The organism is Actinomycetota bacterium (assembly GCA_014360645.1).
GTDB lineage: Bacteria > Actinomycetota > Geothermincolia > Geothermincolales > RBG-13-55-18 > Solincola_B.
In genome coordinates this window covers 274,926-300,651 of sequence record JACIXD010000002.1, presented here as the reverse complement: position 1 = coordinate 300,651, position 25,726 = coordinate 274,926, and the positions used below count along the sequence as shown (strand labels likewise).

Sequence of the window (25,726 nt, the reverse complement as noted above, 5' to 3'; positions counted from 1 at the left end):
CGAGGGAGGAAGTGGAGAGAGATGGCCAAGAAGGTCATTGCCAAGATCAAGTTGCAGGTAGCGGCGGGACAGGCCAACCCCGCTCCCCCTGTGGGGCCGGCCCTCGGCCAGCACGGCGTGAACATCATGGAGTTCTGCAAGGCCTACAACGCCCAGACGCAGTCCCAGATCGGGACCATCATCCCGGTGGAGATAACCGTCTACGAGGACCGCAGTTTCTCCTTCGTCACCAAGACTCCCCCGGCGGCGGTGCTGATCAAGCAGAAGGCGGGGATCGAGAAAGGCTCGAAGGAGCCCAACGTGCAGAAGGTGGCGCGTCTGACCCGCAAGGACGTGCTGGAGATAGCGCAGCAGAAGATGGCCGACCTCAACACCAAGGACCTCGAGGCGGCGGGCCGCATCATCGAGGGCACGGCCCGCAGCATGGGCGTCGTGGTGGCCGATTGATCCGCGCCGGTCTTTCCGTGACCTGAAAACGCCGTTTGCCACCCGATGAAGGCATCGTGTCCGGGTACCGGCCGGGGAGGAGGTCGAGCCGCAGAGTGTGGGAGGGCGTAAGCCCGGGATCACCACGGAGGTAGAGAGATGAAAAAGAGGAGCAAGCGTTACCGGGAAGCCCTGGAGCTCATCGACCGCCAGAAGCTGTACCATCCCCGCGAGGCGGTCGAGCTCATAAAGAAGATGCCGTCGAGCCGTTTCGACGAGACGGTTGAGGTGGCCTTCCGGCTGGGGGTCGACCCCCGCAAGGCGGATCAGATGATCAGGGGGACGGTGAACCTGCCGCACGGCACCGGCAAGGAGGTGCGCGTCCTGGTCATAGCCCAGGGCGACAAGGCCCGCGAGGCGGAGGCGGCGGGCGCCGATCACGTGGGAGGGCAGGAGCTCCTGGACAAGATCCAGGGGGGATGGTTCGAGTTCGACGCCATGGTGGCCACGCCGGACATGATGTCCCAGGTGGGCAAGATGGGCAAGCTGTTGGGCCCGCGGGGGCTGATGCCCAACCCCAAGGCCGGCACGGTCACCTTCGAGGTGGAGAAGGCGGTCCGGGACATCAAGGCGGGAAAGATCGAATACCGCGTCGACCGCCAGGGCAACATGCATTTCGTCATCGGCAAAAAGAGCTTCGACGACCGCAAACTGCTGGAGAACTACGCCGCCGTGCTCGAGGAGGTCATCCGCGCCAAGCCCGCGGCGGCGAAGGGAAAGTATATCAAGAACATCACCATGACCACCTCCATGGGGCCCGGCATCAGGGTGGATCCCATGGTGGTGCGCGACGTGCTGGGCGAGGAGAAGGCCGCGCAATCCGCGTGATCCCGCGTGAGGCCACGGCGCGCCGGCGGCAAACGGTGGTGGCCTGAGACGGGGACCCGGAAGGCGGGCGCGTTTGACACCCGCCTTCAAGCGTGGTAACTTTTCGCCGTTGAGCCCGAGAAGCGGGTGTCCGGCAAGGACTTAATGTATGCCCGCGGAGGCAGGAGCAGCTGTTATTTGCCGCCCCTCGCGCTTCGCGGGGGGCGTTTTCCTGCCACGGGTCGGAGCCCGTGAGGCGAGGAAAGGAGGGAAGCATGGCAAGGCCGGATAAGGTGGCGAAGGTAGAGTCCATCCGGGAGAGGTTCCTCTCGCACGGGGTGGTCTTCCTCGCCGATTTCACCGGGCTGACGGCGCAGGAGATAAACGAGCTGCGCTTCAAGCTGCGGGATATGGGCGCGGAGCTGCGGGTGCTCAAGAACACCCTCACCCTGCTGGCCATCAAGGACACCGAATACGAGGCTATGGGAGAGCTCCTGGTGGGCCCCGTGGCGGCGGCCTTCGTGGCCGGCGACCCCATGGCGGTGGCCAAGGAGCTGGTGGCGTACTCGCGGGCCAACCCCAGATTCGTCCTCAAAGGAGGGTTTATGGAGGGCAGGGCGCTGGGGGACGCCGAGGTGAGGAGCCTGGCGACCCTCCCCTCGCGCGAGGTGCTCCTGGCCAAGGTCGCGGGCTCGTTCAAGGCGCCGCTATATGGGCTGTGCGGCGTGCTCTCCGGCCCGTATCGCAAGCTGGTGTACGCGCTGCGGGCGGTGGCGGAGGCCCGCTCCGAGGCCGCGTGAGGGCGCAGCCCCCGGGTCCGCTACGGGGGGCGCGAGGGCGGACAGGCCCGACGAGAAAGATGACGATGAAAGAGATGGTGGAATCTACGGAGGTGTGAGAGTTGGCGGAGAAGAAACTGAGCATGGAGGAGATCCTCGAGGCCATCGATTCCATGACCGTGCTGGAGCTCAACGAGCTGGTGAAGGCCCTGGAGGAGAAGTACGGCGTGAGCGCCGCGGCCCCCATGGCGGTGGCGGTGGCCGGCGGGCCGGCACCCGAGGGCGCGGAGGCCGCTGCGGAGGAGGGCGAGAAGACGGAGTTCGACGTCATCCTCCTCGCGGCCGGGGATCGCAAGGTCCAGGTGATCAAGGAGGTCAAGACGATCACCGGACTGGGCCTGAAGGAGGCCAAGGCGCTGGTGGACGAGTCCCCGAAGCCCGTGAAGGAAAAAGTATCCAGGGACGAGGCGGAGCGCATCGCCGAGCAGCTGCGCGATGCCGGCGCCCAGGTCGAGATAAAATAATCCCCTCAGACGAGAGCGCGGAGCCCGGACCGCATCGCGTGAGCGGTGGCCGCTCCCCCGCGGAGGGCAGTCCTTATCCGCCGTACCGGCGGGGAAGGGCGCTCCGGCGGCGGATGCGGACCGAACCCCTCTTTCCATGCACCACCGGCAGGGCGCGGGAGGTATTCCCGTACGCGGGGCGGAGAAGAGGAAACAGGCAACCGGGCCGAGGACCGAGCGGCCCGAATGCGGAGTGGTCCGGGAGCGCGCGACTGTGCAAGACCCTTCCTTGACATCAAGACTATAATCGTCATAATATAGTGTTTTGCGTATCAGGAGGGATTTTTGCGCCTTGTCACGGTAAAGGAGTGAGGTAAACGGTGAACGGAAGCCAGGGCGTTCGCGTGAGAAGAAACTTCGCCAAGATACCGGAGATCCTCGAAGTCCCAAACCTCATCGACATCCAGAAGAGATCCTATGAGTGGTTCAGGACCGACGGCCTGCGGGAGGTGTTCGAGGACATCTCGCCCATAGAGAGCTACGGGACCAACCTGGTGGTGGAGTTCGGAGAGCATCATTTCCAGGACCCCAAGTACGACGTGGACGAGTGCAAGGAAAAGGACATGACCTATTCCTCGCCTCTTTTCGTGACCGTGCGCTTCATCAACAAGGATACGGGAGAGATCAAGGAACAGGTGGTCTTCATGGGGGATTTCCCCCTCATGACGGAGAGGGGGACCTTCATCATCAACGGCACCGAGCGCGTGGTGGTGTCCCAGCTGGTGAGGTCGCCGGGGGTGTACTTCGACAAGGAGCTGGACAAGGCCACGGACAAGGAGCTCTACTACGCCAAGATCATCCCCTCGCGCGGGGCATGGCTGGAGTTCGAAACCGACAAAAGGGACGTCATCGGGGTGAGGATAGACCGCAAGCGCAAGCAGCCGGTGACGGTGCTCATGCGCGCCATGGGTTACGAGGACGACGAGCAGATCCTCTCCTTTTTCGACGGCTCTCCGCTCATCGAGGCCACCCTGGAGAAGGATCACACCCGGACCCGGGACGACGCCCTCATCGACATCTACCGCAAGCTTAGGCCGGGAGAGCCCCCCACCGCGGACTCCGCCCACACCCTGCTCGAAAACCTCTTCTTCAACCGCAAGCGCTACGACCTCGCGAGGGTGGGGCGTTACAAGTTGAACAAGAAGCTGGGGCTGGACATAGACCTCTCCATCACCACCCTGACCGTCGAGGACATCGTGGCGACCATCCGCTACCTCCTCAGCGTGGTGCAGAACGACATCGAAGAGGTTGACGATATCGACCATTTCGGCAACCGCAGGGTGCGCTCGGTGGGCGAGCTCATCCAGAACCAGGTGCGCATCGGCCTCTCCCGCATGGAGCGGGTGGTGAAGGAGCGTATGACCACCCAGGAGGCCGAGGCCATCACCCCCCAGAACCTCATCAACATCCGGCCCGTGGTGGCGGCCATCAAGGAGTTCTTCGGATCCAGCCAGCTCTCGCAGTTCATGGACCAGACCAATCCCCTGGCGGGGCTGACCCACAAGCGCCGGCTCTCCGCCCTGGGGCCGGGAGGGCTGTCGCGCGAGCGGGCCGGCTTCGAGGTGCGCGACGTGCACCCCTCACATTACGGGCGCATGTGCCCCATCGAGACCCCGGAGGGCCCCAACATCGGGCTCATCGGGTCGCTGGCCACCTACGCGCGGGTGAACGAGTTCGGTTTCATCGAGACCCCCTACCGCAAGGTGATCAAGGGACGGGTGACGGACGAGATCGTCTTCCTCACCGCCGATGAGGAGGAGAAGTACGTCATCGCCCAGGCCAACGCCCCCGTGGACAAGCGTGGCCGCTTCGAGAGCCCCACCGTCCTCTGCCGCACCAAGGGAGGTAACGTGGTCGCGGCCCACCCCGAGGACGTGGACTACATGGACGTCTCCCCCCGCCAGATCGTATCGGTGGCCACAGCCCTCATCCCCTTCCTCGAACACGACGACGCCAACCGCGCCCTCATGGGGTCCAACATGCAGCGCCAGGCGGTACCCCTCCTGCGCTCCGAAGCCCCTCTCATCGGGACGGGCATGGAATACCGCGCCGCCAAGGATACCGGCGACGTCATCACCGCCAGGGCGAGCGGCACCGTGACCTACGTGGACGCGGAGCGCATCGAGGTGAAGAGGAAGAACGGGACGGTGGACGTCTACAGGGTGGCCAAGTTCCGCCGCTCCAACCAGGGCACCTGCGTGAACCAGAAGCCCATCGTCGACGAGGGAGACGAGGTGGAAGAGGGCCAGGTCATCGCGGACGGTCCCTGCACCGACCACGGGGAGATCGCCCTGGGCAAGAACCTCCTGGTGGCCTTCATGCCCTGGGAGGGGTACAACTACGAGGACGCCATCATCGTCTCGGAACGTATGGTCTACGACGATGTGCTCTCCTCCATCCACATCGAGGAACATGAGGTGGACGCCCGCGACACCAAGCTGGGTCCGGAGGAGATCACCCGCGACATCCCCAACGTGAGCGAGGAGATGCTCAAGGACCTGGACGAGATGGGCATCATCCGCATCGGCGCCGAGGTGAACCCCGGCGACATCCTGGTGGGCAAGGTGACCCCCAAGGGGGAGACGGAGCTCACCGCCGAGGAACGCCTGCTGCGGGCGATCTTCGGGGAGAAGGCCCGGGAGGTTCGCAACACCTCCCTCAAGGTCCCCCACGGCGAGTCGGGCAAGGTCATCGACGTGAAGGTCTTCTCCCGCGACGCAGGCGACGAGCTTCCGCCCGGCGTCAACCAGATGGTGCGCGTTTACGTGGCGCAGGTCAGGAAGATCTCCGACGGCGACAAGCTCGCCGGGCGCCACGGCAACAAGGGGGTCATCTCCAAGATCCTCCCCGTCGAGGACATGCCCTTCATGGAGGACGGGACCCCCGTGGACCTGGTGCTCAACCCCCTCGGGGTGCCGTCGCGCATGAACATCGGGCAGATCCTCGAGACCCACCTGGGATGGGCGGCGCACGAGGGCTGGCCCAAGAAGGGGAAGAACAGGGTCGAGGGCCCGGTATATGTGGCCACCCCCGTCTTCGACGGCGCCCGCGAGCATGAGATCGAGGAGGCCCTGAGGGAGGCGGGACTCCCGGAATCCGGGAAGACCATCCTCTACAACGGCATAACCGGGGAGCCCTTCGACCAGCCCATCACCGTGGGCTATATCTACATGATGAAGCTGCTCCACCTCGTGGACGACAAGATCCACGCCCGCTCCACGGGCCCCTATTCCCTGGTCACCCAGCAGCCGCTGGGCGGCAAGGCCCAGTTCGGCGGACAGAGGTTCGGGGAGATGGAGGTATGGGCGCTGGAGGCGTACGGCTCCGCCTACACCCTCCAGGAGCTCCTCACCGTGAAGTCCGACGACGTCATGGGCCGCGTGAAGGTGTACGAGGCCATCGTGAAGGGAGAGAACATCCCGGAGCCCGGGATACCGGAGTCCTTCAAGGTGCTGGTCAAGGAGATGCAGGCGCTCTGCCTGGACGTGGAGGTGCTGTCGGAGACGGGCGAGGAGATAGAGATCCGGGAGACGGACGAGGATCTCATGCGCGCAGCGGACGACCTCGGCATCGATCTCCGGACCGCCTCCGCCGCACTCCTCTCCACCCGAAGCGAGGAGGAGAGGGACGAGGAGCGGCGCGAGGAGTTCTGAGTCCGCCTGGAGACGTCGCGTGAATATGGGTTAAGGAGGTAATCCCTTGTTGGACGTCAACGACTTCGACAAGCTGAAGATCGGTCTCGCCACCCCGGACCAGATCCGGTCCTGGTCCCACGGCGAGGTGAAGAAGCCGGAGACCATCAACTACCGTACCCTGAAGCCCGAGAAGGACGGCCTGTTCTGCGAGAAGATCTTCGGTCCCACCCGGGACTGGGAGTGCTACTGCGGGAAGTACAAGCGCGTGCGCTTCAAGGGCATCATCTGCGAGCGCTGCGGCGTGGAGGTGACCCGTGCCCGCGTGCGACGCGAGAGGATGGGGCACATCGAGCTGGCGGCGCCCGTCGCCCATATCTGGTACTTCAAGGGCGTGCCCTCGCGCATGGGTTACCTCCTGGACATCGCCCCCAAGGACCTGGAGAAGATCCTCTATTTCGCCGCCTATATCGTGACCTTCCTGGACGAGGAGAAGAGGCAGCGCGACCTGCCGATGCTCGAGGACGAGCTCAACGAGGAGATCGCGGAGATCGAGGAGAGCACGCGCCTGAGGATAGAGGAGCTGCGCGCCGCCGCCGGGGAAGGCGAGGATGCGGAGGCGGAGGAAGAGGAGAGGGAAAGAAGCGGGGAAGAGGTCGATGAGGAAGAGGCGGAGGAACGGGTGCCGCGACTCAATCCCCAGCAACTGGAAAAGGAGATCAAGTCCCTGGAGGAGAAGGCGAAGCGCCGCATAGAGGAGCTGCGGCTGGTCTTCGAGGAGTTCAAGAACCTGGAGTACCGCCAGATGGTATCGGACGAGATGCTCTTCCGGGAGATGCGCGAGCGCTACGGGGACTATTTCCGCGGCGGCATGGGCGCGGAGGCCATCCGCGAGATGCTGGCCAACGTGGACCTGGAGGCCGAGGCGGCGGAGCTGCGCGAGATCATCCGCAACTCCAAGGGCCAGAAGAGGCAGCGGGCGACAAAACGCCTCAAGGTGGTGTCCGCCTTCCTCAACACCGAGAACGACCCCACCTCCATGATCCTCAACTGCATACCGGTGATCCCTCCCGACCTGCGCCCCATGGTGCAGCTTGACGGGGGGCGTTTCGCCACCTCGGACCTGAACGACCTCTACCGGAGGGTCATCAACCGCAACAACCGCCTCAAGAGGCTTCTGGACCTGGGCGCGCCGGAGATCATCGTCAACAACGAGAAGAGGATGCTGCAGGAGGCGGTGGACGCCCTCTTCGACAACGGGCGCCGCGGCCGCGCGGTCACCGGACCCGGCAACCGCCCCCTCAAATCCCTCTCGGACATGCTCAAGGGCAAGCAGGGGCGTTTCCGCCAGAACCTGCTGGGCAAGAGGGTGGACTACTCCGGGCGCTCGGTGATCGTGGTGGGCCCCAACCTCAAGCTGCATCAGTGCGGTCTGCCCAAGCAGATGGCCCTGGAGCTCTTCAAGCCCTTCGTGATGAAGCTCCTGGTGGACAAGGAATACGCCCAGAACATAAAGAGCGCCAAACGCATGGTGGAGCGCCAGAGACCCGAGGTCTGGGACGTCCTGGACGAGGTGATCCAGGAGCACCCGGTGCTCCTCAACCGCGCCCCCACCCTGCACCGCCTGGGCATCCAGGCCTTCGAGCCGGTGCTGGTGGAGGGCAAGGCCATCCAGATCCACCCCCTGGTGTGCACGGCCTTCAACGCCGACTTCGACGGCGACCAGATGGCCGTGCACCTGCCGCTGTCGGCGGAGGCGCAGGCGGAGTCGCGCATCCTCATGCTCTCCGCCCACAACATCCTCTCGCCCGCCCACGGTCGCCCCATCACCACCCCCACCCAGGACATGGTGCTGGGCGCCTCCTACCTCACCGTGGTCAAGGAGGGCGAGAAGGGGGAGGGCAAGCTCTTCGCCTCTCCCGAGGAGGCGATGATGGCCTATGAGTTCAAGGAGATCGAGCTCCATGCCCCCGTCAGGGTACGCATACGCAAGAAGGGCCGCCCTCCCAAGGTGTACGAGACCTCGGTGGGAAGGGTCATCTTCAACTCCGCCCTCCCCGACGACTATCCCTTCGTCAACGAGCCGGTGAACAAATCCGTGCTGCAGCGCATCGTCACCGACGTGGCGAGCCGCTACGACACCGTGAAGACGGCGGAGATCCTGGACAACATCAAGCGGGTGGGCTTCCAGTACGCCACCAGGGCGGGGATCACCATCTCCGTACAGGACATCACCGTGCCCTCGGACAAGGAGAAGATCCTGGAGGAGCCGGAGGCGGAGGTGGAGCGGATCGAGGAGAGCTACAAGCGCGGCCTCATCACCGACGACGAGCGCCACCAGAGGGTGGTGGAGCTGTGGACCAAGGCCACCGACGAGGTGACCGAGGCCATGGAGCGCAGCTTCGACACCTTCAACCCCATCTTCCTCATGGCCAACTCCGGGGCGCGCGGCAACATAAAGCAGATCCGCCAGCTCGCCGGCATGCGCGGCCTGGTGGCCAACCCCAAAGGAGAGATCATCGACCGCCCCATCAAGTCCAACTTCCGCGAGGGGCTCACGGTGCTGGAGTACTTCATCTCCACCCACGGGGCCAGGAAGGGCCTCGCCGACACCGCGCTCAGGACCGCGGACTCCGGGTACCTCACGCGCCGGCTGGTGGACGTCTCCCAGGAGGTCATCGTGCGGGAGTTCGACTGCGGCACCGACAAGGGCATACCGGTCAAGGTGCTCACTCCCCAGGGAGAGCTGAACAACTCCCTGGCCGCGCGGGTAGCCCTGGAGAAGGTGAAACACCCCAGGACCAAGGAGGTGCTCCTGGAGAAGAACCAGGAGATCGACCTGGCCATGGTGGAAAAGCTTGCCAAGGCGGGCATAGAGGAGGTCATGGTACGTTCGGTGATGACCTGCGAGTCACGCCACGGAGTGTGCAGCAGGTGCTACGGGACCATGCTCGCCACAGGCAGGCTGGTGGAGATCGGCGAGGCGGTGGGGATCATCGCCGCCCAGTCCATCGGAGAGCCCGGCACCCAGCTCACCATGCGCACCTTCCATACCGGAGGGGTGGCGGGTGAGGACATCACCCACGGCCTCCCGCGCGTGGTGGAGCTCTTCGAGGCGCGCAAGCCCAAGGGCCAGGCGGTGATCGCGGACATCTCCGGCAAGGTGTCCATCGAGGAGTCGGAGAAGGCGCGCAAGATAACCATCACCGGTTCCGGCGACAAGGAGCGCTCCTACCAGGTCCCGCGCCGCGCCCGCCTGCGGGTGCGCGACGGACAGGAGGTTAACGCCGGCGACCAGCTCACCGAGGGATCGGCGAACCCCCACGACATCCTGCGCGTGCTCGGCCCCCAGGCCGCCCAGCTGTTCATGGTCCGGGAGGTGCAGGAGGTGTACAAGAGCCAGGGCGTGGACATCCACGACAAGCACATCGAGCTCATCGTGCGCCAGATGCTCAAGAAGGTGGAGGTGCTGGAGGCGGGAGATACCGACCTCCTGCCGGGCGAGAAGGTGGACCGCAAGTATTTCGAGGAGGTAAACGAGGCGGTGGTGGCGCAAGGAGGCGAGCCGGCCACGGCGCGGCAGATGCTCCTGGGGATCACCAAGGCCTCGCTGGCCACCGACTCCTTCCTCTCTGCGGCCTCCTTCCAGGAGACCACCCGGGTGCTCACGGACGCGGCCATCTCCGGGAGGGTAGACCCCCTGCTGGGTCTGAAGGAGAACGTGATCATCGGCAAGCTCATACCCGCGGGCACGGGCATGAGCCGCTACCGCAACATCAAGGTGAGGCCCAAGCACGCGGGAGTGGGGCTGCTGGAGGAGGTGGAGGCGCTCACCTCCGGGATATCGCGCACCAGGGCTCCCTCCAAGGAGGAGCTGGAGGAGATCTTCGGCGCGGAGGCGGTGTCCGCCGTGCTGGAGGCGGACGAGGTGGACATCCAGGAGCTGCCTCTCTCCACCCGCACCAAGAACCTGCTCAAGCAGGCCAACGTGAACACCACCAGCGACCTGCTGAGGATGGACGAGGAAGAGCTCTACGATGCCGGGCTCGGAAGGGGCAACATCGAGGAGCTGAGGAAGGCGGGGCTGCTGCGCGAGCCGCAGGAGGAGCCGCTGGGGCTCCAGGAGGCGGAGTCGGGAGAGGAAGAGCGGGCGGAGGAAGAACAGGCGGAGGAATCCTGAACGGGAAGCAAAAGGGCAGGAACGTGCCGCCGTCGCTCCGCCGTCGCGATTGACACCCCGCGGACCCGATGGTAAACTTGCGTTTTGTGCGCCGGAGGAAAAACAGCAGGTAGAACAGGATATAAGGCACTGAGGAGGTAGGTTTGCCCACCATCAACCAGTTGGTTCGTAAGGGCCGCGCCGAGAAGCACAAGAAGACCAAGACCCCGGCCTTGCAGGGCTGCCCGCAGCGGCGGGGGGTATGCACGCAGGTCAAGACGACCACGCCCAAGAAGCCCAACTCGGCGTTGCGCAAGATCGCCAGGGTGAGGTTGACCAACGGCATCGAGGTTACCTCCTACATCCCCGGGATCGGCCACAACCTGCAGGAGCACTCCATCGTCCTGGTAAGGGGAGGAAGGGTCAAGGACCTGCCCGGCGTGCGCTACAAGATAATCCGCGGCACCCTGGATGCCGCGGGGGTTTCCAATCGCAAGCAGGCCCGTTCCCGCTACGGGACGAAGAAGACGGCCGGCCTCTAGGGGTCGGGGCGGAAGGAGAGACAGCATGCCCAGGAAAGGACCGGCGCCGAAAAGGGAGATACCCCCGGACACCAGGTACCACAGCGTGCTGGTGGAGCAGTACATCCGCAAGGTTATGCTGGACGGCAAGAAGAGCAAGGCGGAAAAGATCGTCTACGGGGCACTGGATATCCTGCACCAGAAGACGGGGAACGATCCCCTCGCGGTGTTGAGGAAGGCCACCGACAACGTCAGGCCCGTGCTCGAGGTGAGGTCGCGGCGCGTTGGCGGCGCCAGCTACCAGGTGCCTGTGGAGGTGCGGCCGCGCCGCAGCACCACCCTGGCCATACGGTGGATAGTCAACTTCGCGCGGCAGCGCAAGGAGAAGAGCATGATGGAGCGCCTGGCCATGGAGCTCCTGGACGCCTCCAACGGCATCGGCACGTCCATCAAGAAAAAGGAGGACCTGCACAAGATGGCGGAGGCCAACAAGGCCTTCGCGCATTACCGCTGGTGATATGGTTATGAAGGTGACCACGACGGGAAGGGTGGAGAAAGCCCAGGCGGCGGAGGGGAGGTTCCCCCTTTCCCGCGTGCGGAACATCGGCATCATCTCCCATATCGATGCCGGAAAGACCACCACCACCGAGCGCATCCTCTACTACACCGGAAAGACCTACAAGATGGGCGAGGTGCACGAGGGCTCCGCGGTCATGGACTGGATGGTGCAGGAGCAGGAGCGCGGCATCACCATCACCAGCGCCGCCACCACCTGCTTCTGGAAAGACCACCGTATAAATATAATAGACACTCCCGGCCACGTGGACTTCACGGTGGAGGTAGAACGCTCCCTCAGGGTCCTGGACGGAGCCATCGCCATCCTGGACGGGGTGGCCGGGGTGGAGCCCCAGACGGAGACGGTGTGGAGGCAGGCCGACCATTACGGCGTGCCGCGCATCTGCTACGTGAACAAGATGGACCGCCCGGGAGCCGACTTCTTCGCCTGCCTGGAGATGCTGGAGCAGCGTTTCGAGGCTCGGCCGGTGGCGGTGCAGATCCCCCTGGGAGCGGAGAGCGATTTCCGCGGCTGCGTGGACCTGGTGGAGATGAAAGCCGTCGTATATACCGACGAGATGGGCACACGGTGGGAGACCATCGACATCCCGGAGGACCTGAGGGTCACCGCCGAGCTCTACCGCCATGTCCTGCTCGAGGCGTGCGCCAACTACGACGACGTGCTGACGGAGAAATACCTCACCGACGAGGGTGCGATAACCCCGGATGAGATACGCGCAGCCCTGCGCAAAGGCGTGCTCGCCTGTGAGGTGGTGCCCGTGTTTTGCGGGGCCTCTTTCCGCAACAAAGGGGTACAGCCCCTCCTGGACGGAGTGGTCTACTACCTGCCCTCGCCCCTGGATGTGCCCCCCATCGAGGGAGTGCAGGTGGGCAAGGAGGACAAGAAGGAGATACGGCACGCCTCCGACGACGAGCCTTTCTCCGCCCTGGCCTTCAAGGTGGTCTCGGACCCTTACGTGGGGAAGCTCATCTACCTGCGCGTGTATTCCGGGACCCTCAAGGCGGGGGCTACGGTCTTCAACAGCGCGCGCAGGAAGAAGGAGCGCATCGGGCGCTTCCTACAGATGCACGCCAACCACCGCGAGGAGCTGGAGGCGGTCTATGCCGGGGATATCGTGGCCGCGGTGGGGCTCAAGGAGACCTATACCGGGGACACCCTGTGTTCCGCGCACCGGCCCATACTCCTGGAATCCATGGTCTTTCCCGAGCCGGTGATCTCCATCGCCATCGAGCCCAGGACCAAGGCGGACCAGGACAGGCTGAGCGAGGCCATGGAGCGCATCGCCGAGGAGGACCCCACTTTCCGGGTCAAGCTGGATCCCGAGACCGGGCAGACCATCATCTCGGGCATGGGGGAGCTGCACCTGGAGATAATCGTGGACCGGCTGCTGCGGGAGTTCGGGGTTGGCGCCAACGTGGGAAAGCCCCAGGTGTCCTACCGCGAGACGGTGGCGGGAAGCGCCAGAGGGGTGGAGGGCAGGTTCATCCGCCAGACGGGCGGGCGCGGCCAGTACGGGCACGTGATCATCGACCTCGAGCCCCTGCCCAGGGGAGGCGGGTTCGAGTTCGTGAACAGGGTGACCGGAAACGCCATACCCAGGGAGTTCATCCCCGCGGTGGAACAGGGGGTGGCCGGGGCCTTGGAGTTCGGGGTGCTGGCGGGATACCCGGTGGTGGACGTGAGGGTCACGCTCAGGGGAGGGTCCTACCACGAGGTGGACTCCTCGGACCTGGCCTTCAAGGCGGCGGGTTCGGCCGCCTTCCAGGAGGCGTTGCGCCGTTCCCAGCCCATCCTCCTGGAGCCGGTGATGAAGGTGGTGATCACCGTGGCCGAGGAGAACCTGGGGGACATCATCGCCGACGTCAACTCGCGCCGGGGAAAGGTCGAAGGTCTGGAGACCCGCGGCAGGCAGCAGGTGGTGACCGCCTTCATCCCTCTGGCGGAGACCTTCGGATATGCCACCGATATCCGTTCCCTGAGCCAGGGAAGGGCCACCCACCACATGCAGTTCTCCCATTACGGGGAGGTGCCGCAGAACATCGCGTTGGAGATCGTGCGGCGCATAAGGGGGGAATGAAAAAGGTCTTGAGCGAGGTATGGAAGGCTATTAGAATAGGGGAGTTGTGTCCAAAGCGCGACACCGGAAGTTGATGCAGGAGGAATGTCAAAATGGCCAAGAAGAAATTCGAGAGGACCAAGCCGCACGTGAACGTGGGCACCATCGGGCACATCGATCACGGCAAGACCACCCTGACCTCGGCCATCACCATGTGCCTGGCCAGCCAGGGACAGGACGTGGAGGTGCGGTCCTTCGACTCCATAGACAACGCCCCCGAGGAGAAGGAGCGGGGCATCACCATCGCCATCGCCCACGTGGAGTACCAGACGGACAAGAGGCACTACGCCCACGTGGACTGCCCCGGGCACGCCGACTACATCAAGAACATGATCACCGGCGCCGCCCAGATGGACGGGGCCATCCTGGTGGTCTCCGCCGCCGACGGCCCCATGCCCCAGACCCGCGAGCACATCCTTTTGGCCCGCCAGGTGGGGGTGCCCGCCATGGTGGTCTTCCTCAACAAGGCGGACATGGTGGACGACCCCGAGCTGCTTGAGCTGGTGGAGCTGGAGGTGCGCGAGCTCCTGAGCAAGTACGAGTTCCCCGGGGACGAGATCCCGGTGGTCGCCGGCTCGGCCCTCAAGGCCATGGAGTGCGGCTGCGGCAAGCGCGAGTGCGAGGCCTGCGGCCCCATCATGGAGCTCATGGACGCCGTGGACGACTACATCCCCACCCCCGCCCGCGACGTGGACAAGCCCTTCCTCCTGGCCATCGAGGACGTCTTCTCCATCACCGGCCGCGGCACCGTGGTCACCGGGAGGATCGAGCGCGGGGCCATCCACACCGGGGACGAGGTGGAGATCGTGGGCATCCGTCCCACCCAAAAGACGGTGGTCACCGGGGTGGAGATGTTCCGCAAGATCCTGGACGAGGGCCAGGCGGGGGACAACGTGGGCCTGCTGCTGCGGGGCATCGGCAGAAAGGACGTGGAGCGCGGCCAGGTGGTGGCCAAGCCCGGCTCCATCACCCCCCACGTGGCCTTCAAGGCCCAGGTCTACGTGCTCTCCAAGGAGGAGGGAGGCCGCCACACCCCCTTCTTCTCGGGCTACCGTCCCCAGTTCTACTTCCGCACCACCGACGTCACCGGCACCGTCACCCTCCCCGAGGGGGTGGAGATGGTCATGCCCGGCGACAACACCGAGATGTCCATCGAGCTCATCTCCCCCATCGCCATGGAGGAGGGGCTGCGCTTCGCCATCCGCGAGGGCGGCCGCACGGTGGGCGCCGGCAGGGTGACGGCCATCCTGAAGTAGAGGCGCGGGGGGCGGCCGCCGTCCCCCATCCCCCGGGCCGGGAAGGGCTCTCGGGGTATGGGGAGGGGGCGGCGGGGATGAGCAGCGAGATTGGAGGCTGGAGTGGCCAAGCAGAGACAGAAGATAAGGATAAGGCTTAAGGCTTACGACCACGAGGTGGTCGACCGTTCGGCCAGGCAGATCGTGGAGACGGTGAGGCGAACGGGGGCGTCCATCTCCGGGCCGGTGCCCCTGCCCACGGAGAAGCACGTCTACTGCGTCATCCGCTCCCCGCACGTGAACAAGGATTCGCGGGAGCATTTCGAGATGCGCGTGCACAAGAGGCTCATAGACATCATGGAGCCGACGCCGAAGACGGTGGATTCCCTCATGCGCATGGATCTGCCGGCGGGAGTGGACATCGAGATAAAGCTGTGACCGCTGAGGGCCGCGGAGGAAGCGAAGGCCGCGCCGTGGAGAGGTGGAGGAATTGAAGGGAATCATCGGTAGGAAGATAGCCATGACCCAGGTCTTCTCCGAGGACGGGAAGGTCATCCCCGTGACCCTGGTGGAGGCGGGTCCCTGCCTGGTCACGCAGATAAAGACGGTGGAGAAGGAGGGTTACGACGCTCTGCAGCTGGGGTTCGGGGAGGTCAAGGAGAAGAAGCTCAACCGCCCCCGACGCGGCCACTTCCAGAGCAAGGACCTGGAGCCGCGACGCCATCTGGCGGAGGTCCGCATCGACGACCCCTCCTCCTACCGCCTGGGCCAGGAGATAAAGGTGGATATATTTTCCAAGGGCGACCGCGTGGACATAACCGGGCGCTCGCGCGGCAAGGGATACGCGGGCGTCATCAAGCGTCACAACTTCGGCGGCGGGCCGGGCTCGCACGGAGCCCACTTCCACCGCGCCCCGGGGGCCATCGGGGCCTGCGCCACCCCCTCGCGGGTGTTCAAGGGCTCGCGCATGCCCGGGCGCATGGGCGGGGAGCGCGTGACCGCCCTGAACCTGGAGGTGGTGGACGTCAAGCCGGAGCGCAACCTGCTCCTGGTCAAGGGCAGCGTTCCCGGCCCCGACGGCGGCATCCTGGTCATCAGGGAATCCGTGAAGACGCGCAAGAAGGCCGGGAAAAAGGCGCACGTGCTGACCTGATGGGTGGTAGGTGGAGATGAAGACGGTACCGGTCTACGACATAGAGGGAAACAGGAAGGGCGAAGCGCAGCTCAAGGACTACTATTTCGGCTGCGAGGTCAACGTCCCCGTCATGCACATGGTGGTGCGGCGCCAGCTCGCCTGTGCCCGCAGGGGCACGGCCGCCACCAGGCCGCGCAGCAAGGTGCGGGGCGGCGGGCGCAAACCCTGGCGGCAGAAGGGCACGGGAAGGGCCAGGGCCGGCTCCATACGCTCTCCCCTCTGGAGGGGAGGCGGTACGGTGCACGGGCCGCAGCCTCGCGACCACGGTTTCAAGGTGAACCGCAAGGTGCGCAGGCTGGCGCTGCGGTCGGCCTTGAGCGTGCGCGCGAGCGAGGACCGGGTCATGGTGCTCGAGGACTTCAGCTTCACCGAGCCCAGGACCAAAGCGGCGGCCTCTATCTTCAAGGCGCTGGGAGTGGACGATCACGTGCTGCTGGTGCTCGCGGAGGAGGACGAGAACGTGATCAAGTCCATGCGGAACCTTCCGAGCGTGGAGGTGATACGGCTGGAGCACCTCAACACCTACGACGTGCTCGCCAACGACCGCGTCATCTTCACCCGCACGTCCCTGGAGAGGCTACAGGAAGGGGTGGAAGATGAAAGACCCGCATGACGTGATCATCCGGCCGATCATCTCGGAGAAGAGCTACACGCTCATCGACCAGAACAAATATACCTTCGAGGTGCACCCAAAGGCGCACAAGACCGAGGTGCGCAAGGCGGTGGAGGAGATCTTCAACGTCAAGGTCACCGGGGTCAACACCATCAAGGTGCCCCCCAAGCCCAAGCGGCAGGGATGGACGGCCGGAAAGACGGCGGCGCGGAAGAAGGCCGTGGTGACCCTGGCTCCCGGTTACAGCATAGAGTTCTTCGAGGGCCCGCTGGGTTGACGAGGAAGAGGATGGTAGGAGATGAGCATCAAGAGATATAAACCGACCTCGCCGGGAAGGCGCTTCGCCTCCGTGTCCGACTTCTCGGAGATAACCAAGAAGGAGCCCGAGAAGACCCTCCTCGCTCCCATGAACTACAAGGCGGGGCGCAACAACAAGGGCAGGATAACCACCCGCCACAAGGGGGGCAGGAACAAGCGCAAGTACCGCATCATCGATTTCAGGCGGGACAAGGACAACATCCCGGCCAAGGTGGCGGCCATCGAGTACGACCCCAACCGCAGCGCGCGCATAGCGCTGCTGCACTACGAGGACGGCGAGAAGCGCTACATCCTCGCTCCCCTCAAGCTAAAGGTGGGGGACAGGGTGATGTCCGGCCCCGAGGCCGACATCAAGCCGGGCAACGCCCTGCCGCTCTACGCCATTCCCACCGGCACCACCATCCACAACATCGAATTGAAGCCGGGCGCGGGCGGAAAGATGGTGCGCTCGGCGGGGGGAGCCGCACAGCTCATGGCCAAAGAGGGAGGTTTCGCCCACGTGCGCCTGCCCTCCAGCGAGGTGCGGCTGGTGGACATCAACTGCCGCGCCACCATCGGCCAGGTGGGCAACGTGGAGCACGAGCTGCTCTCGGAGGGCAAGGCGGGTCGCGGGCGCTGGAAGGGCAGGCGGCCCACGGTGCGCGGAACGGTCATGAACCCCGTGGACCATCCCCACGGAGGCGGCGAGGGCAAGAGCTCGGCAGGCCGGCACCCGGTGACGCCCTGGGGCAAGCCCACGCTGGGATACCGCACGCGCAAGAAGAACAAGCCGTCCAGCAAGTATATCGTGCGTCGCCGTAAGAGCTGAGGGACAGGGAGGTAGCCTTGGGCAGGTCGTTGAAGAAAGGCCCCTATATCGACGAGAAGCTCTACTTCAAGATAGAGGAGCTGAACCGGCGCAACGAGAAGCGGGTGGTGAAGACCTGGTCGCGCCGCTCCACCATCTTCCCGGAGATGGTGGGACACACCATCGCCGTGCACGACGGCAAGAGGCACGTCCCGGTCTATGTCACCGAGAACATGGTGGGGCACAAGCTGGGGGAGTTCGCTCCCACGCGCCGGCGCACCAAGCACGGCCACGCCCACGAGCGCACCACCCGTCTGAAGTGAGCGTCGGGGTTCGAGGAGCAGGCAGGAGAGAAACATGGCGGAAGCAGGAGGAGAGGGCGTAAGGGTGCGCGCCGTAGCGCGCTACGTGCGAGTGTCCCCTTACAAGGCCAGGCAGATCGCGGACCTCATCCGCGGCAAGGACCTGGAGGAAGCCCGTTATATAACAAGTTTTTCCAACCGGGCCGCCGCCCGCCTGGTGGGCAAGGTCCTGGAGTCGGCGGTGGCCAACGCCGAGAACAACAACGGCCTGCGCGCCGAGGACCTGGTGGTGGTCAACTGTTACGTGGACGAGGGCCCGACCTTGAAGCGCTGGCGGCCAAGAGCCAGGGGCATGGCCAACCGCATCCGCAAGCGTACCAGCCACATCACGGTGATCGTGGGCGAGCGCGAGTCGGGCGAAAAGGGCGGACGCCGCGCGCGCAGGCGTCCGGCGCAGCGAAGGAAAGGATGAGAGCGTGGGTCAGAAGGTCCATCCCTACGGTTTTCGCCTGGGAGTGATATACGACTGGAAGTCGCGCTGGTTCGCCAATCGCGGCTACGCGGAGCTTCTCCAGGAAGACCTGGCCATCAGGCGCCACATCAGGCAGCACATGCGCAGGGCGGCCATCTCGCGCGTGGAGATAGAGAGGACCAGCAAGAGGGTAAAGGTGGACATCTTCACCGCCAGGCCTGGCATCGTCATCGGGAGAAAAGGGGCGGAGGTCGACCGCATCAAGCGAGACCTCGCGCGCATGACCGACAAGGAAGTGCAGGTGAACATCCAGGAGATCAACTATCCCGAGCTGGACGCCTACCTGGTGGCCCAGAACATCGCGGAGCAGCTCGAGGGCAGGGTCTCCTTCCGACGCGCCATGAAGAGGGCGGTGCAGAACGCCATGCGGGCGGGGGCTAAGGGCATCAAGGTCTCCTGTGCCGGAAGGCTGGGGGGAGCGGAGATGGCGCGGACGGAGTGGTACCGCGAGGGCCGCGTTCCCCTGCAGACCCTGCGCGCGGACATAGATTACGGCTACTACGAGGCCCGTACCACCATGGGGGTCATCGGGGTCAAGGTGTGGATCTACAAGGGAGATATCGCGGGGCCTGACCGCAGGTCCAGGGAGAAGGCGGCCGCGGAAGAGACGAGGCCCGACAGCCGGCCCGCCGGCGAGGCGGGGGAGGCCGGTGCCGGGACGGAGGCCGCCGGCGAAGCGGCGGCGGCAGCGGATGCAGGAGAGGAGATGGAGACGGCCGTGCCCGCGGCGGCCGCCTCGCATGAAGCGCGAGAGGACGAGGAGGTCTGAGGACCCATGTTGATGCCGCGCAAGTTCAAACACAGAAAGGTGCAGCGGGGCCGCCTCAAGGGACGCTCCAAGGGCGGCACCCAGGTGCACTTCGGAGAGTACGGACTGCAGGCCCTGGAGCCGTCGTGGGTGACGGCAAGGCAGATCGAAGCCGCCAGGGTGGCCATCACCCGACACGTGAAGAGGAGCGGGAAGGTGTGGATAAATGTCTTCCCCGACAAGCCGGTCTCCAAGAAACCCGCGGAGACGCGCATGGGGAGCGGCAAGGGCAACCCCGACCACTGGGTGGCGGTGGTGAAGCCGGGACGGGTGATGTTCGAGCTCTCGGGCGTCCCGGAGCACGTGGCGGCGGAGGCCATGCGCAGGGCGGCCCACAAGATGCCCATGAAGTGCCGTTTCGTGAAACGGGAGACGCTGGGTGGTGAGTGAGGTGAAGGCCAGGGAACTGAGGGACTATTCCTACGAGGAACTGCTCCAGAGACTGAAGGAGGCCAAGGAGGAGCTCTTTAACCTGCGCTTCCAGGCCGCCACGGGGCAGCTCGACAACACCAGCAGGATCCTTGAGACCAGGAAGGACATCGCGCGCATCTGCACGGTTATCAGGGAGCGCGAGCTGAGCGGGGAAGCGTCCTGAGACTGAGGTAGAAGGGAAACCGAGCATATGGCGGAGAGGACGAGCCGGAGAAAGGTGCGGGTGGGCACGGTGGTCTCGGACAAGATGGACAAGACCATCGTGGTCAAGGTGGAGACCCGCATGCCCCACCCGCTTTACGGCAAGATCGTGCGGCGCAGCAAGAAGTACGTCGCGCACGACGAGGAGAACCGGTGCCGGGTGGGAGACCTGGTGCGCATCATGGAGACCAGGCCTCTCTCGCGCACCAAGCGTTGGCGCCTGGTGGAGATAGTGGAGAAGGCGGAGTAGCGGTCCCGGGCCGCGATTCGGAGGAAGAAGATGATACAGGCGGAATCGCGAGTGAAGATCGCCGACAACACCGGAGCGAGGGAGCTGCTGGTGATCAAGGTGCTCGGAGGGAGCAAGCGCCGCTACGCCTATGTGGGAGACATCGTGGTGGGCACGGTGAAGGCCGCCACCCCGGGCGGGGCGGTGAAGAAGGGCGACGTGGTCAAGGCGGTGGTGGTGCGTACCAAGAAGGAGCGCCGCAGGCAGGACGGCTCGTACATCAAGTTCGACGAGAACGCGGTGGTGCTCATCAACGAGGCCAGGGACCCGCGCGGGACGCGCATCTTCGGGCCGGTGGCCAGGGAGCTGCGGGAGAAGAAGTTCATGAAGATAATCTCCCTGGCCCCGGAAGTGCTCTAGGGGCGTGCAAGGAGAAGATGATATGGGCGGAGGAATGAAGATAAAGAAGGGCGACAAGGTGGAGGTGCTCACGGGCAAGTACCGCGGCAAGCAGGGAAAGGTCCTGAGGAGCATCCCCGGGGAGCGCAGGGTCATCGTGGAGGGGGTGAACCTGGTCAAGAAGCATGCGCGTCCGAGCCAGGAGAACCCCCAGGGCGGCATAGCCACCAAGGAGGCGCCCATTCACGTGTCCAACGTCGCCCTGGTGTGCGATTCCTGCGGACGCGCCGTGCGGGTGGGTTACCGCTTCGACGGCGAGGGAGTGAAGAGGCGGATCTGTCGCAAGTGCGGCGCTGACCTCGATTAGGAGAGAGACCGTGGCCAAGGAAGGAAGAACCGTGCCCAGGCTGAAGGAGAGATACCGTCGGGAGGTGCTCCCGGCGCTCAGGGAGAGATTCGGATACCGCAACGACATGCAGGTGCCCCGGCTGGAGAAGATCGTGGTCAACATGGGGGTGGGGGAAGGCGCCCACGACCCCAAGGCCATCGACGGGGCCATGAAGGACCTGGCGGTGATCACCGGCCAGAAGGCGAAGCTGAACCGCGCCCGCAGGTCAGTGGCGGGCTTCAAGCTGCGCACCGGCATGTCCGTGGGATGCAAGGTGACCCTGCGCGGGGATCGCATGTACGAGTTCCTGGACCGCCTGGTGTCCCTGGCCATACCGCGGGTGAGGGATTTCCGCGGGCTGAACCCCAAGTCCTTCGACGGCAGGGGCAATTACAACATGGGCCTGGACGAGCAGCTGGTGTTCCCAGAGATAGACTACGACGACATAGACCGCGTGCGGGGCATGGACATCACCATCGTCACCACGGCGGAGACGGACGAGGAAGGGCTGGCCCTCCTGGAGGCTCTGGGCATGCCCTTCCGCGCCAGGAAATAAGGAGAGGCCGCATGGCAAAGAAATCGCTCATCGCCAAGCAGAAGAGACCTCCCAAGTTCAGCACCCGGGCCTATAACCGGTGCAAGCGATGCGGGCGTCCGCGCGGGTATTTCCGCAAATTCGAGCTGTGCCGCGTCTGCCTGCGTGAGCTGGTGCACGAGGGCGAGGTGCCGGGCATAACCAAGTCCAGCTGGTAAGGAGGCAGACAGAAGATGACCATGACCGATCCCATCGCGGACATGCTGACCCGCATAAGAAACGCCAGCGCCGCCCGCCACGAGGCGGTGGAGATGCCCTATTCCGGCATCAAGCGTTCCATCGCGGAGATATTGAAGAGAGAGGGGTTCATCGCGGATTTCGAGGTGGTCAAGGGCGAGAGCTACGACATCTTGAGGCTGACCCTGAAATACGGCCCCAACCGCGAGCAGTTCATCAACGGCATCAAGCGCATAAGCAAGCCGGGTCTGCGCGTGTACAGCAAGCGGGCGGAACTGCCCCGCGTACTGGGGGGCCTGGGGATCGCCATCATCTCCACCTCGCGGGGAGTGATCACCGACCGCGAGGCGCGCGAGCTGAACGTGGGGGGAGAGGTCTTGGCCTACGTATGGTAGGCGGGAGAAGCGGAGGTTGGAGTTGTCAAGGATCGGAAGAGCGCCCATAACCGTCCCCCCGGGGACGGAGGTCAGGATAGAGGGCAACAGGGTGACGGTCAAGGGCCCCAAGGGGGAGCTCACGCGCGAGTTCCATCCCGAGATGATCATCGAGATGGAGGAGGACAGGCTGCTCGTGAAGCGGCCCTCGGATGTGGGGTTCCACCGCTCCCTGCACGGCCTCACGCGTTCCCTCCTCGCCAACATGGTGGAGGGGGTGACCAGCGGCTTCGAGAAGAACCTGGAGATACACGGCGTGGGTTACCGCGCCGTGGCCCGCGACCGCGACATAGAGTTGAGCCTCGGCTTCTCGCACCCGGTGCTGGTGAAGGCCCCGGAGGGCATTGAGTTCGAGGTGGTCACCCCCACCAAGCTGCGCATCAAGGGTATCGACAAGCAGCAGGTGGGACAGATGGCGGCCAAGATCAGGGCCCTGCGCAAGCCCGACCCCTACAAGGGCAAGGGAGTGCGTTACGCGGGTGAGCAGATCAGGCGCAAGGCAGGAAAGACCTCCGTGTAGGACCGCTGGCGGAGATCGGAGAGAGTGAAGAGAAGATGAAGAAGGAGAACACTCGACAGGCGGGAAGGGCGCGCCGGCAACGGCGGGTGCGCAAGAAGGTGAGCGGGACCCCGGATCGACCCAGGCTGTGCGTGTTCCGCAGCAACCGTCATATCTACGCGCAGGTCATCGACGACCTCGCGGGGCACACCCTGGCGAGCGCCTGCTCGCTGGAGAAGGGCCTGGAGCTGGACGGCAAGAGCAAGACGGATGTGGCCAGGGAGATGGGACGCCTGGTGGCGGCCCGCGCCCGCGAGAAGGGAGTGCAGAAGGTGGTCTTCGACCGCGGAGGCAACCTCTACCACGGGCGGGTGAAGGCCCTGGCCGAGGGGGCGCGCGAAGGCGGCCTGGAGTTCTGAGATGAGATGAAGAGTGCGAGATGAGGCGCGGAGGTTGCAGATGCCCAAGATAGACCCGACCGTCCTTGAGCTGGAGGAGAGAGTCATAGACATAAACCGCGTCGCCAAGGTGGTGAAGGGAGGCCGCAGGTTCAGCTTCACCGCCCTGGTGGTGGTCGGGGACAAGGCAGGCGTGGTGGGCTACGGGTACGGCAAGGCGCGGGAGGTGCCGCTGGCCATCCAGAAGGGCGTGGAGCGGGCGAAGCGGAACCTATTCAAGGTCCCCACTCGGGGGACCACCATACCCTACCAGGTGGTTGGCAAGTACGAGTCCTCCCGCGTGCTGCTCAAGCCGGCCAGCGAGGGCACGGGGGTCATCGCCGGCGGGCCGGTGCGGGCGGTGATGGAGCTCTCGGGCATCCAGGACGTGCTCACCAAGGCCTACGGATCGCGCAACCCCGTGAACGTGGTCAAGGCGACGGTGCAGGGCCTCAAGGCCATAAGCCGCACGCGGGACGTGGCGAGGATGAGGATAGCGGAGGCACGCAAGGCCGAGAAGGCGGTGGCGGAATGAGCGCGGAGGAGAGCAGGATCCGCATAACCCTGGTCCGCAGCCCCATCGGGAGGCAGCTCAAACAGAAACGCACCGTGCGCGCCCTGGGTCTGAAGAGACTGAACCACTCCGTGGAGCAGAGGGAGACCCCCGAGATAATGGGGATGATCGAGAGGGTGCGCCACCTGGTTAAGGTGGAACGGCTGGAGGATTGAGGCGCCGGGGGCACGGGTTTGGAGACGGAACGGGAGAGGATGTCATGACCTTCAAGATAAACGACCTGAAGCCGGCGGAGGGGTCCGCCCACGCCCCGAAGCGCGTGGGCAGGGGCAGGTCCTCCGGGCACGGCAAGACCAGCGGCCGGGGCATGAAGGGGCAGAAGGCCCGGGGCAAGACCCGCGTGGGGTTCGAGGGCGGCCAGATGCCCCTGCAGCGCCGGGTGCCGAAGCTGCGCGGATTCAAGCCGCGGGCGAAGAAGGAGTTCCACCTGGTCAACGTGGAGGCGCTGAACGTCTTCGCGGACGGGGAGGTGGTCACCCCCGAGTCCCTGGTGGAGAAGGGGATGATCCGCAAGCTGGACAGGGACGTGAAGATCCTGGGAAGGGGGGAGCTCGAGCGCAGGCTCACGGTGAGGGCGCACGCCTTCACCCGCGGGGCCGCGGCGAAGATCGAGGCCTCCGGGGGAAGCGTAGAGGTGGTATAGCTTGCTGCGCACCTTCCGCAACATCTTCAAGGTAGCGGACCTGCGCCGCAAAATCCTCTTCACCCTCTTCATCATCCTCCTCTATCGCCTGGGGAGCGCCATCCCCTCCCCCGGCGTGAACACCCAGGCCCTCTCCAAGCTGGTGGAGGAGGGCGGCATCCTCGGCTTCCTCAACTTTTTCTCCGGGGGCGCCCTGGCCCAACTGGCCATCTTCGGCCTGGGCATCATGCCCTACATCACCTCCGCCATCATCATGGAGATGCTGGTGGCGGTAATCCCCAAGCTCAAGGAATGGCAGGAGGAGGGCGAGTCCGGGCGCCGGAAGATTACCCAGGTCACGCGCTATCTCACCCTGGCGCTGGCCCTCATGCAGTCCATCGGGCTGGTCTATACCTTCTCGCGCCAGGACGTGGACGGCGTCCCCATAGTCCAGTTCACCTGGCTCAAGGGCATCGTGATCATCGTGACCCTCACGGCGGGCATGGCCCTGCTGATGTGGTTCGGGGAGCTGATCACGGAACGGGGCATCGGCAACGGCATGTCCATCCTCATCTTCACATCCATCATCGCCCGCGTCCCCATGGAGTTCAAGACCCTCATCACCCAGACGGAGCTGCGCTACGGCAGCATCGTCTACGGCATCATCATCTCCGCGGCCATGTCCCTGGGAGTGATCGTGGCGGTGATCTACCTCGACCAGGGGGAGAGGCGCATACCCGTGCAGTACGCCAAGCAGATACGGGGCAGGCGCATGACCATGGGAGGCACCACCTATATCCCGCTGAAGATAAACACCTCCGGGGTCATCCCCATCATCTTCGCCTCCTCGGTGATCTTCTTCCCCACCATGCTGGCGCAGTTCATCCCCGGCCTCAAGGGCTTCGCGGAGAGCCTCTCGCAGGGTTGGCTGTACTTCGTCCTCTACACCGGCATGATCATCTTCTTCGCCTACTTCTACACCTATATCGTCTTCGATCCCTATACCCAGGCGGAGCACCTCAAGAAATACGGCGCCTTCGTCCCCGGCATCAGGCCGGGCACCCCCACGGCGGTGTATTTCGGCAAGGTCATCAACCGCATCACCCTGCCGGGCTCCATCGCCCTGGCGTGCATCGCCATGCTCCCGGCGGTGATGTTCTACTTCTTCGGCACCAGGCAGATACCCTTCGGGGGGGCCGCGATCATGATCATCGTCGGCGTCGCTCTGGAGACCATGAAGCAGATCGAGGCGCAGCTCCAGATGCGCCACTACGAGGGCTTCTTGAGGTAAGGGACGCGAGAAGGGGAG

The 25,726-nt window shown here is 64.8% G+C and carries 32 protein-coding genes; all 32 read left to right on the top strand.

Going from position 1 to position 25,726, the window contains the following annotated elements; genetic code table 11:
- The first annotated feature begins 21 nt into the window (after positions 1 to 21).
- Entirely contained in the window at positions 22 to 447 is a 426-nt protein-coding gene (rplK, locus tag H5T74_02895; protein ID MBC7229327.1) for a 50S ribosomal protein L11, read from the top strand.
- Between the two features lie 138 nt (positions 448 to 585).
- Positions 586 to 1,314, top strand: a complete 729-nt coding sequence (gene rplA / locus H5T74_02890; GenBank protein ID MBC7229326.1) for a 50S ribosomal protein L1 — start codon at positions 586 to 588, stop codon at positions 1,312 to 1,314.
- A gap of 254 nt (positions 1,315 to 1,568) precedes the next feature.
- Positions 1,569 to 2,093 carry a 50S ribosomal protein L10 gene (gene rplJ, locus H5T74_02885; GenBank protein ID MBC7229325.1) on the top strand — a complete coding sequence of 175 codons (525 nt, stop codon included), beginning with the start codon at positions 1,569 to 1,571 and terminating at the stop codon, positions 2,091 to 2,093.
- 116 nt (positions 2,094 to 2,209) lie between these two features.
- Positions 2,210 to 2,596, top strand: coding sequence for a 50S ribosomal protein L7/L12 (rplL, locus tag H5T74_02880; GenBank protein ID MBC7229324.1), 387 nt, complete (start codon positions 2,210 to 2,212; stop codon positions 2,594 to 2,596).
- Between the two features lie 359 nt (positions 2,597 to 2,955).
- Entirely contained in the window at positions 2,956 to 6,288 is a 3,333-nt protein-coding gene (gene rpoB, locus H5T74_02875) for a DNA-directed RNA polymerase subunit beta (protein ID MBC7229323.1), read from the top strand.
- 46 nt (positions 6,289 to 6,334) lie between these two features.
- Complete coding sequence (locus tag H5T74_02870; protein MBC7229322.1) at positions 6,335 to 10,447, top strand: DNA-directed RNA polymerase subunit beta'; 4,113 nt, start codon at positions 6,335 to 6,337, stop codon at positions 10,445 to 10,447.
- 143 nt (positions 10,448 to 10,590) lie between these two features.
- Complete coding sequence (locus tag H5T74_02865; GenBank protein MBC7229321.1) at positions 10,591 to 10,968, top strand: 30S ribosomal protein S12; 378 nt, start codon at positions 10,591 to 10,593, stop codon at positions 10,966 to 10,968.
- Positions 10,969 to 10,993: 25 nt separating this feature from the next.
- Entirely contained in the window at positions 10,994 to 11,464 is a 471-nt protein-coding gene (rpsG, locus tag H5T74_02860) for a 30S ribosomal protein S7 (GenBank protein MBC7229320.1), read from the top strand.
- 7 nt (positions 11,465 to 11,471) lie between these two features.
- Positions 11,472 to 13,601 (top strand): elongation factor G, encoded by a 2,130-nt coding sequence (fusA, locus tag H5T74_02855; protein MBC7229319.1) that lies wholly within the window; start codon positions 11,472 to 11,474, stop codon positions 13,599 to 13,601.
- A 92-nt stretch (positions 13,602 to 13,693) separates the two neighbouring features.
- On the top strand, positions 13,694 to 14,896 hold the full coding sequence (gene tuf / locus H5T74_02850) for an elongation factor Tu (protein ID MBC7229318.1): 1,203 nt from the start codon (positions 13,694 to 13,696) through the stop codon (positions 14,894 to 14,896).
- Between the two features lie 102 nt (positions 14,897 to 14,998).
- A complete protein-coding gene (gene rpsJ, locus H5T74_02845; GenBank protein ID MBC7229317.1) occupies positions 14,999 to 15,313 on the top strand; it encodes a 30S ribosomal protein S10 in 315 nt (104 codons plus the stop codon).
- Positions 15,314 to 15,365: 52 nt separating this feature from the next.
- On the top strand, positions 15,366 to 16,028 hold the full coding sequence (rplC, locus tag H5T74_02840) for a 50S ribosomal protein L3 (protein ID MBC7229316.1): 663 nt from the start codon (positions 15,366 to 15,368) through the stop codon (positions 16,026 to 16,028).
- Positions 16,029 to 16,044: 16 nt separating this feature from the next.
- A complete protein-coding gene (rplD, locus tag H5T74_02835) occupies positions 16,045 to 16,683 on the top strand; it encodes a 50S ribosomal protein L4 (GenBank protein MBC7229315.1) in 639 nt (212 codons plus the stop codon).
- Complete coding sequence (rplW, locus tag H5T74_02830; GenBank protein MBC7229314.1) at positions 16,667 to 16,960, top strand: 50S ribosomal protein L23; 294 nt, start codon at positions 16,667 to 16,669, stop codon at positions 16,958 to 16,960. Before rplD ends, rplW begins: the two co-directional genes overlap by 17 nt.
- A 21-nt stretch (positions 16,961 to 16,981) precedes the next feature.
- Positions 16,982 to 17,809, top strand: a complete 828-nt coding sequence (gene rplB / locus H5T74_02825) for a 50S ribosomal protein L2 (GenBank protein ID MBC7229313.1) — start codon at positions 16,982 to 16,984, stop codon at positions 17,807 to 17,809.
- Between the two features lie 17 nt (positions 17,810 to 17,826).
- On the top strand, positions 17,827 to 18,111 hold the full coding sequence (rpsS, locus tag H5T74_02820; protein MBC7229312.1) for a 30S ribosomal protein S19: 285 nt from the start codon (positions 17,827 to 17,829) through the stop codon (positions 18,109 to 18,111).
- Positions 18,112 to 18,145: 34 nt separating this feature from the next.
- Entirely contained in the window at positions 18,146 to 18,562 is a 417-nt protein-coding gene (gene rplV, locus H5T74_02815; GenBank protein MBC7229311.1) for a 50S ribosomal protein L22, read from the top strand.
- Positions 18,563 to 18,566: 4 nt separating this feature from the next.
- Positions 18,567 to 19,391, top strand: coding sequence for a 30S ribosomal protein S3 (gene rpsC, locus H5T74_02810; protein MBC7229310.1), 825 nt, complete (start codon positions 18,567 to 18,569; stop codon positions 19,389 to 19,391).
- 6 nt (positions 19,392 to 19,397) lie between these two features.
- A complete protein-coding gene (gene rplP / locus H5T74_02805) occupies positions 19,398 to 19,820 on the top strand; it encodes a 50S ribosomal protein L16 (protein MBC7229309.1) in 423 nt (140 codons plus the stop codon).
- On the top strand, positions 19,810 to 20,025 hold the full coding sequence (gene rpmC / locus H5T74_02800; GenBank protein MBC7229308.1) for a 50S ribosomal protein L29: 216 nt from the start codon (positions 19,810 to 19,812) through the stop codon (positions 20,023 to 20,025). The genes rplP and rpmC overlap by 11 nt, the downstream gene beginning before the upstream one ends.
- 27 nt (positions 20,026 to 20,052) lie before the next feature.
- Complete coding sequence (gene rpsQ / locus H5T74_02795) at positions 20,053 to 20,313, top strand: 30S ribosomal protein S17 (protein MBC7229307.1); 261 nt, start codon at positions 20,053 to 20,055, stop codon at positions 20,311 to 20,313.
- 30 nt (positions 20,314 to 20,343) lie between these two features.
- Positions 20,344 to 20,712: a 50S ribosomal protein L14 gene (gene rplN / locus H5T74_02790; protein ID MBC7229306.1), complete on the top strand. Its 369-nt coding sequence runs from the start codon at positions 20,344 to 20,346 to the stop codon at positions 20,710 to 20,712.
- Between the two features lie 34 nt (positions 20,713 to 20,746).
- Positions 20,747 to 21,058, top strand: a complete 312-nt coding sequence (locus H5T74_02785; protein MBC7229305.1) for a 50S ribosomal protein L24 — start codon at positions 20,747 to 20,749, stop codon at positions 21,056 to 21,058.
- Between the two features lie 31 nt (positions 21,059 to 21,089).
- The gene (rplE, locus tag H5T74_02780) at positions 21,090 to 21,635 is read left to right on the top strand and encodes a 50S ribosomal protein L5 (GenBank protein MBC7229304.1); all 546 of its coding nucleotides are present in this window, start codon (positions 21,090 to 21,092) and stop codon (positions 21,633 to 21,635) included.
- Between the two features lie 11 nt (positions 21,636 to 21,646).
- A complete protein-coding gene (locus H5T74_02775) occupies positions 21,647 to 21,832 on the top strand; it encodes a type Z 30S ribosomal protein S14 (protein MBC7229303.1) in 186 nt (61 codons plus the stop codon).
- A 15-nt stretch (positions 21,833 to 21,847) separates the two neighbouring features.
- Entirely contained in the window at positions 21,848 to 22,246 is a 399-nt protein-coding gene (gene rpsH, locus H5T74_02770; GenBank protein MBC7229302.1) for a 30S ribosomal protein S8, read from the top strand.
- A 22-nt stretch (positions 22,247 to 22,268) separates the two neighbouring features.
- The gene (rplF, locus tag H5T74_02765; protein ID MBC7229301.1) at positions 22,269 to 22,805 is read left to right on the top strand and encodes a 50S ribosomal protein L6; all 537 of its coding nucleotides are present in this window, start codon (positions 22,269 to 22,271) and stop codon (positions 22,803 to 22,805) included.
- A 35-nt stretch (positions 22,806 to 22,840) separates the two neighbouring features.
- The gene (gene rplR, locus H5T74_02760) at positions 22,841 to 23,203 is read left to right on the top strand and encodes a 50S ribosomal protein L18 (protein MBC7229300.1); all 363 of its coding nucleotides are present in this window, start codon (positions 22,841 to 22,843) and stop codon (positions 23,201 to 23,203) included.
- Positions 23,204 to 23,243: 40 nt separating this feature from the next.
- Complete coding sequence (rpsE, locus tag H5T74_02755) at positions 23,244 to 23,756, top strand: 30S ribosomal protein S5 (protein ID MBC7229299.1); 513 nt, start codon at positions 23,244 to 23,246, stop codon at positions 23,754 to 23,756.
- Positions 23,753 to 23,950 carry a 50S ribosomal protein L30 gene (gene rpmD / locus H5T74_02750; protein MBC7229298.1) on the top strand — a complete coding sequence of 66 codons (198 nt, stop codon included), beginning with the start codon at positions 23,753 to 23,755 and terminating at the stop codon, positions 23,948 to 23,950. Before rpsE ends, rpmD begins: the two co-directional genes overlap by 4 nt.
- A 44-nt stretch (positions 23,951 to 23,994) precedes the next feature.
- Positions 23,995 to 24,438, top strand: coding sequence for a 50S ribosomal protein L15 (rplO, locus tag H5T74_02745; protein MBC7229297.1), 444 nt, complete (start codon positions 23,995 to 23,997; stop codon positions 24,436 to 24,438).
- Between the two features lies 1 nt (position 24,439).
- Positions 24,440 to 25,708: a preprotein translocase subunit SecY gene (gene secY, locus H5T74_02740; GenBank protein ID MBC7229296.1), complete on the top strand. Its 1,269-nt coding sequence runs from the start codon at positions 24,440 to 24,442 to the stop codon at positions 25,706 to 25,708.
- The last annotated feature ends 18 nt before the right edge of the window (positions 25,709 to 25,726 follow it).

What these genes read in the sequence shown, in the direction of transcription:
- rplK (MBC7229327.1), top strand. Translation starts at nt 22, where the DNA reads ATGGCCAAGAAGGTCATTGCCAAGATCAAGTTGCAGGTAGCGGCGGGA.
- rplA (MBC7229326.1), top strand. Translation starts at nt 586, where the DNA reads ATGAAAAAGAGGAGCAAGCGTTACCGGGAAGCCCTGGAGCTCATCGAC.
- rplJ (MBC7229325.1), top strand. Translation starts at nt 1,569, where the DNA reads ATGGCAAGGCCGGATAAGGTGGCGAAGGTAGAGTCCATCCGGGAGAGG.
- rpsG (MBC7229320.1), top strand. Translation starts at nt 10,994, where the DNA reads ATGCCCAGGAAAGGACCGGCGCCGAAAAGGGAGATACCCCCGGACACC.
- fusA (MBC7229319.1), top strand. Translation starts at nt 11,472, where the DNA reads ATGAAGGTGACCACGACGGGAAGGGTGGAGAAAGCCCAGGCGGCGGAG.
- tuf (MBC7229318.1), top strand. Translation starts at nt 13,694, where the DNA reads ATGGCCAAGAAGAAATTCGAGAGGACCAAGCCGCACGTGAACGTGGGC.
- rplD (MBC7229315.1), top strand. Translation starts at nt 16,045, where the DNA reads ATGAAGACGGTACCGGTCTACGACATAGAGGGAAACAGGAAGGGCGAA.
- rplW (MBC7229314.1), top strand. Translation starts at nt 16,667, where the DNA reads ATGAAAGACCCGCATGACGTGATCATCCGGCCGATCATCTCGGAGAAG.
- rplB (MBC7229313.1), top strand. Translation starts at nt 16,982, where the DNA reads ATGAGCATCAAGAGATATAAACCGACCTCGCCGGGAAGGCGCTTCGCC.
- rplV (MBC7229311.1), top strand. Translation starts at nt 18,146, where the DNA reads ATGGCGGAAGCAGGAGGAGAGGGCGTAAGGGTGCGCGCCGTAGCGCGC.
- rplP (MBC7229309.1), top strand. Translation starts at nt 19,398, where the DNA reads ATGTTGATGCCGCGCAAGTTCAAACACAGAAAGGTGCAGCGGGGCCGC.
- rpsQ (MBC7229307.1), top strand. Translation starts at nt 20,053, where the DNA reads ATGGCGGAGAGGACGAGCCGGAGAAAGGTGCGGGTGGGCACGGTGGTC.
- rplN (MBC7229306.1), top strand. Translation starts at nt 20,344, where the DNA reads ATGATACAGGCGGAATCGCGAGTGAAGATCGCCGACAACACCGGAGCG.
- H5T74_02785 (MBC7229305.1), top strand. Translation starts at nt 20,747, where the DNA reads ATGAAGATAAAGAAGGGCGACAAGGTGGAGGTGCTCACGGGCAAGTAC.
- H5T74_02775 (MBC7229303.1), top strand. Translation starts at nt 21,647, where the DNA reads ATGGCAAAGAAATCGCTCATCGCCAAGCAGAAGAGACCTCCCAAGTTC.
- rpsH (MBC7229302.1), top strand. Translation starts at nt 21,848, where the DNA reads ATGACCATGACCGATCCCATCGCGGACATGCTGACCCGCATAAGAAAC.
- rplR (MBC7229300.1), top strand. Translation starts at nt 22,841, where the DNA reads ATGAAGAAGGAGAACACTCGACAGGCGGGAAGGGCGCGCCGGCAACGG.
- rpsE (MBC7229299.1), top strand. Translation starts at nt 23,244, where the DNA reads ATGCCCAAGATAGACCCGACCGTCCTTGAGCTGGAGGAGAGAGTCATA.
- rpmD (MBC7229298.1), top strand. Translation starts at nt 23,753, where the DNA reads ATGAGCGCGGAGGAGAGCAGGATCCGCATAACCCTGGTCCGCAGCCCC.
- rplO (MBC7229297.1), top strand. Translation starts at nt 23,995, where the DNA reads ATGACCTTCAAGATAAACGACCTGAAGCCGGCGGAGGGGTCCGCCCAC.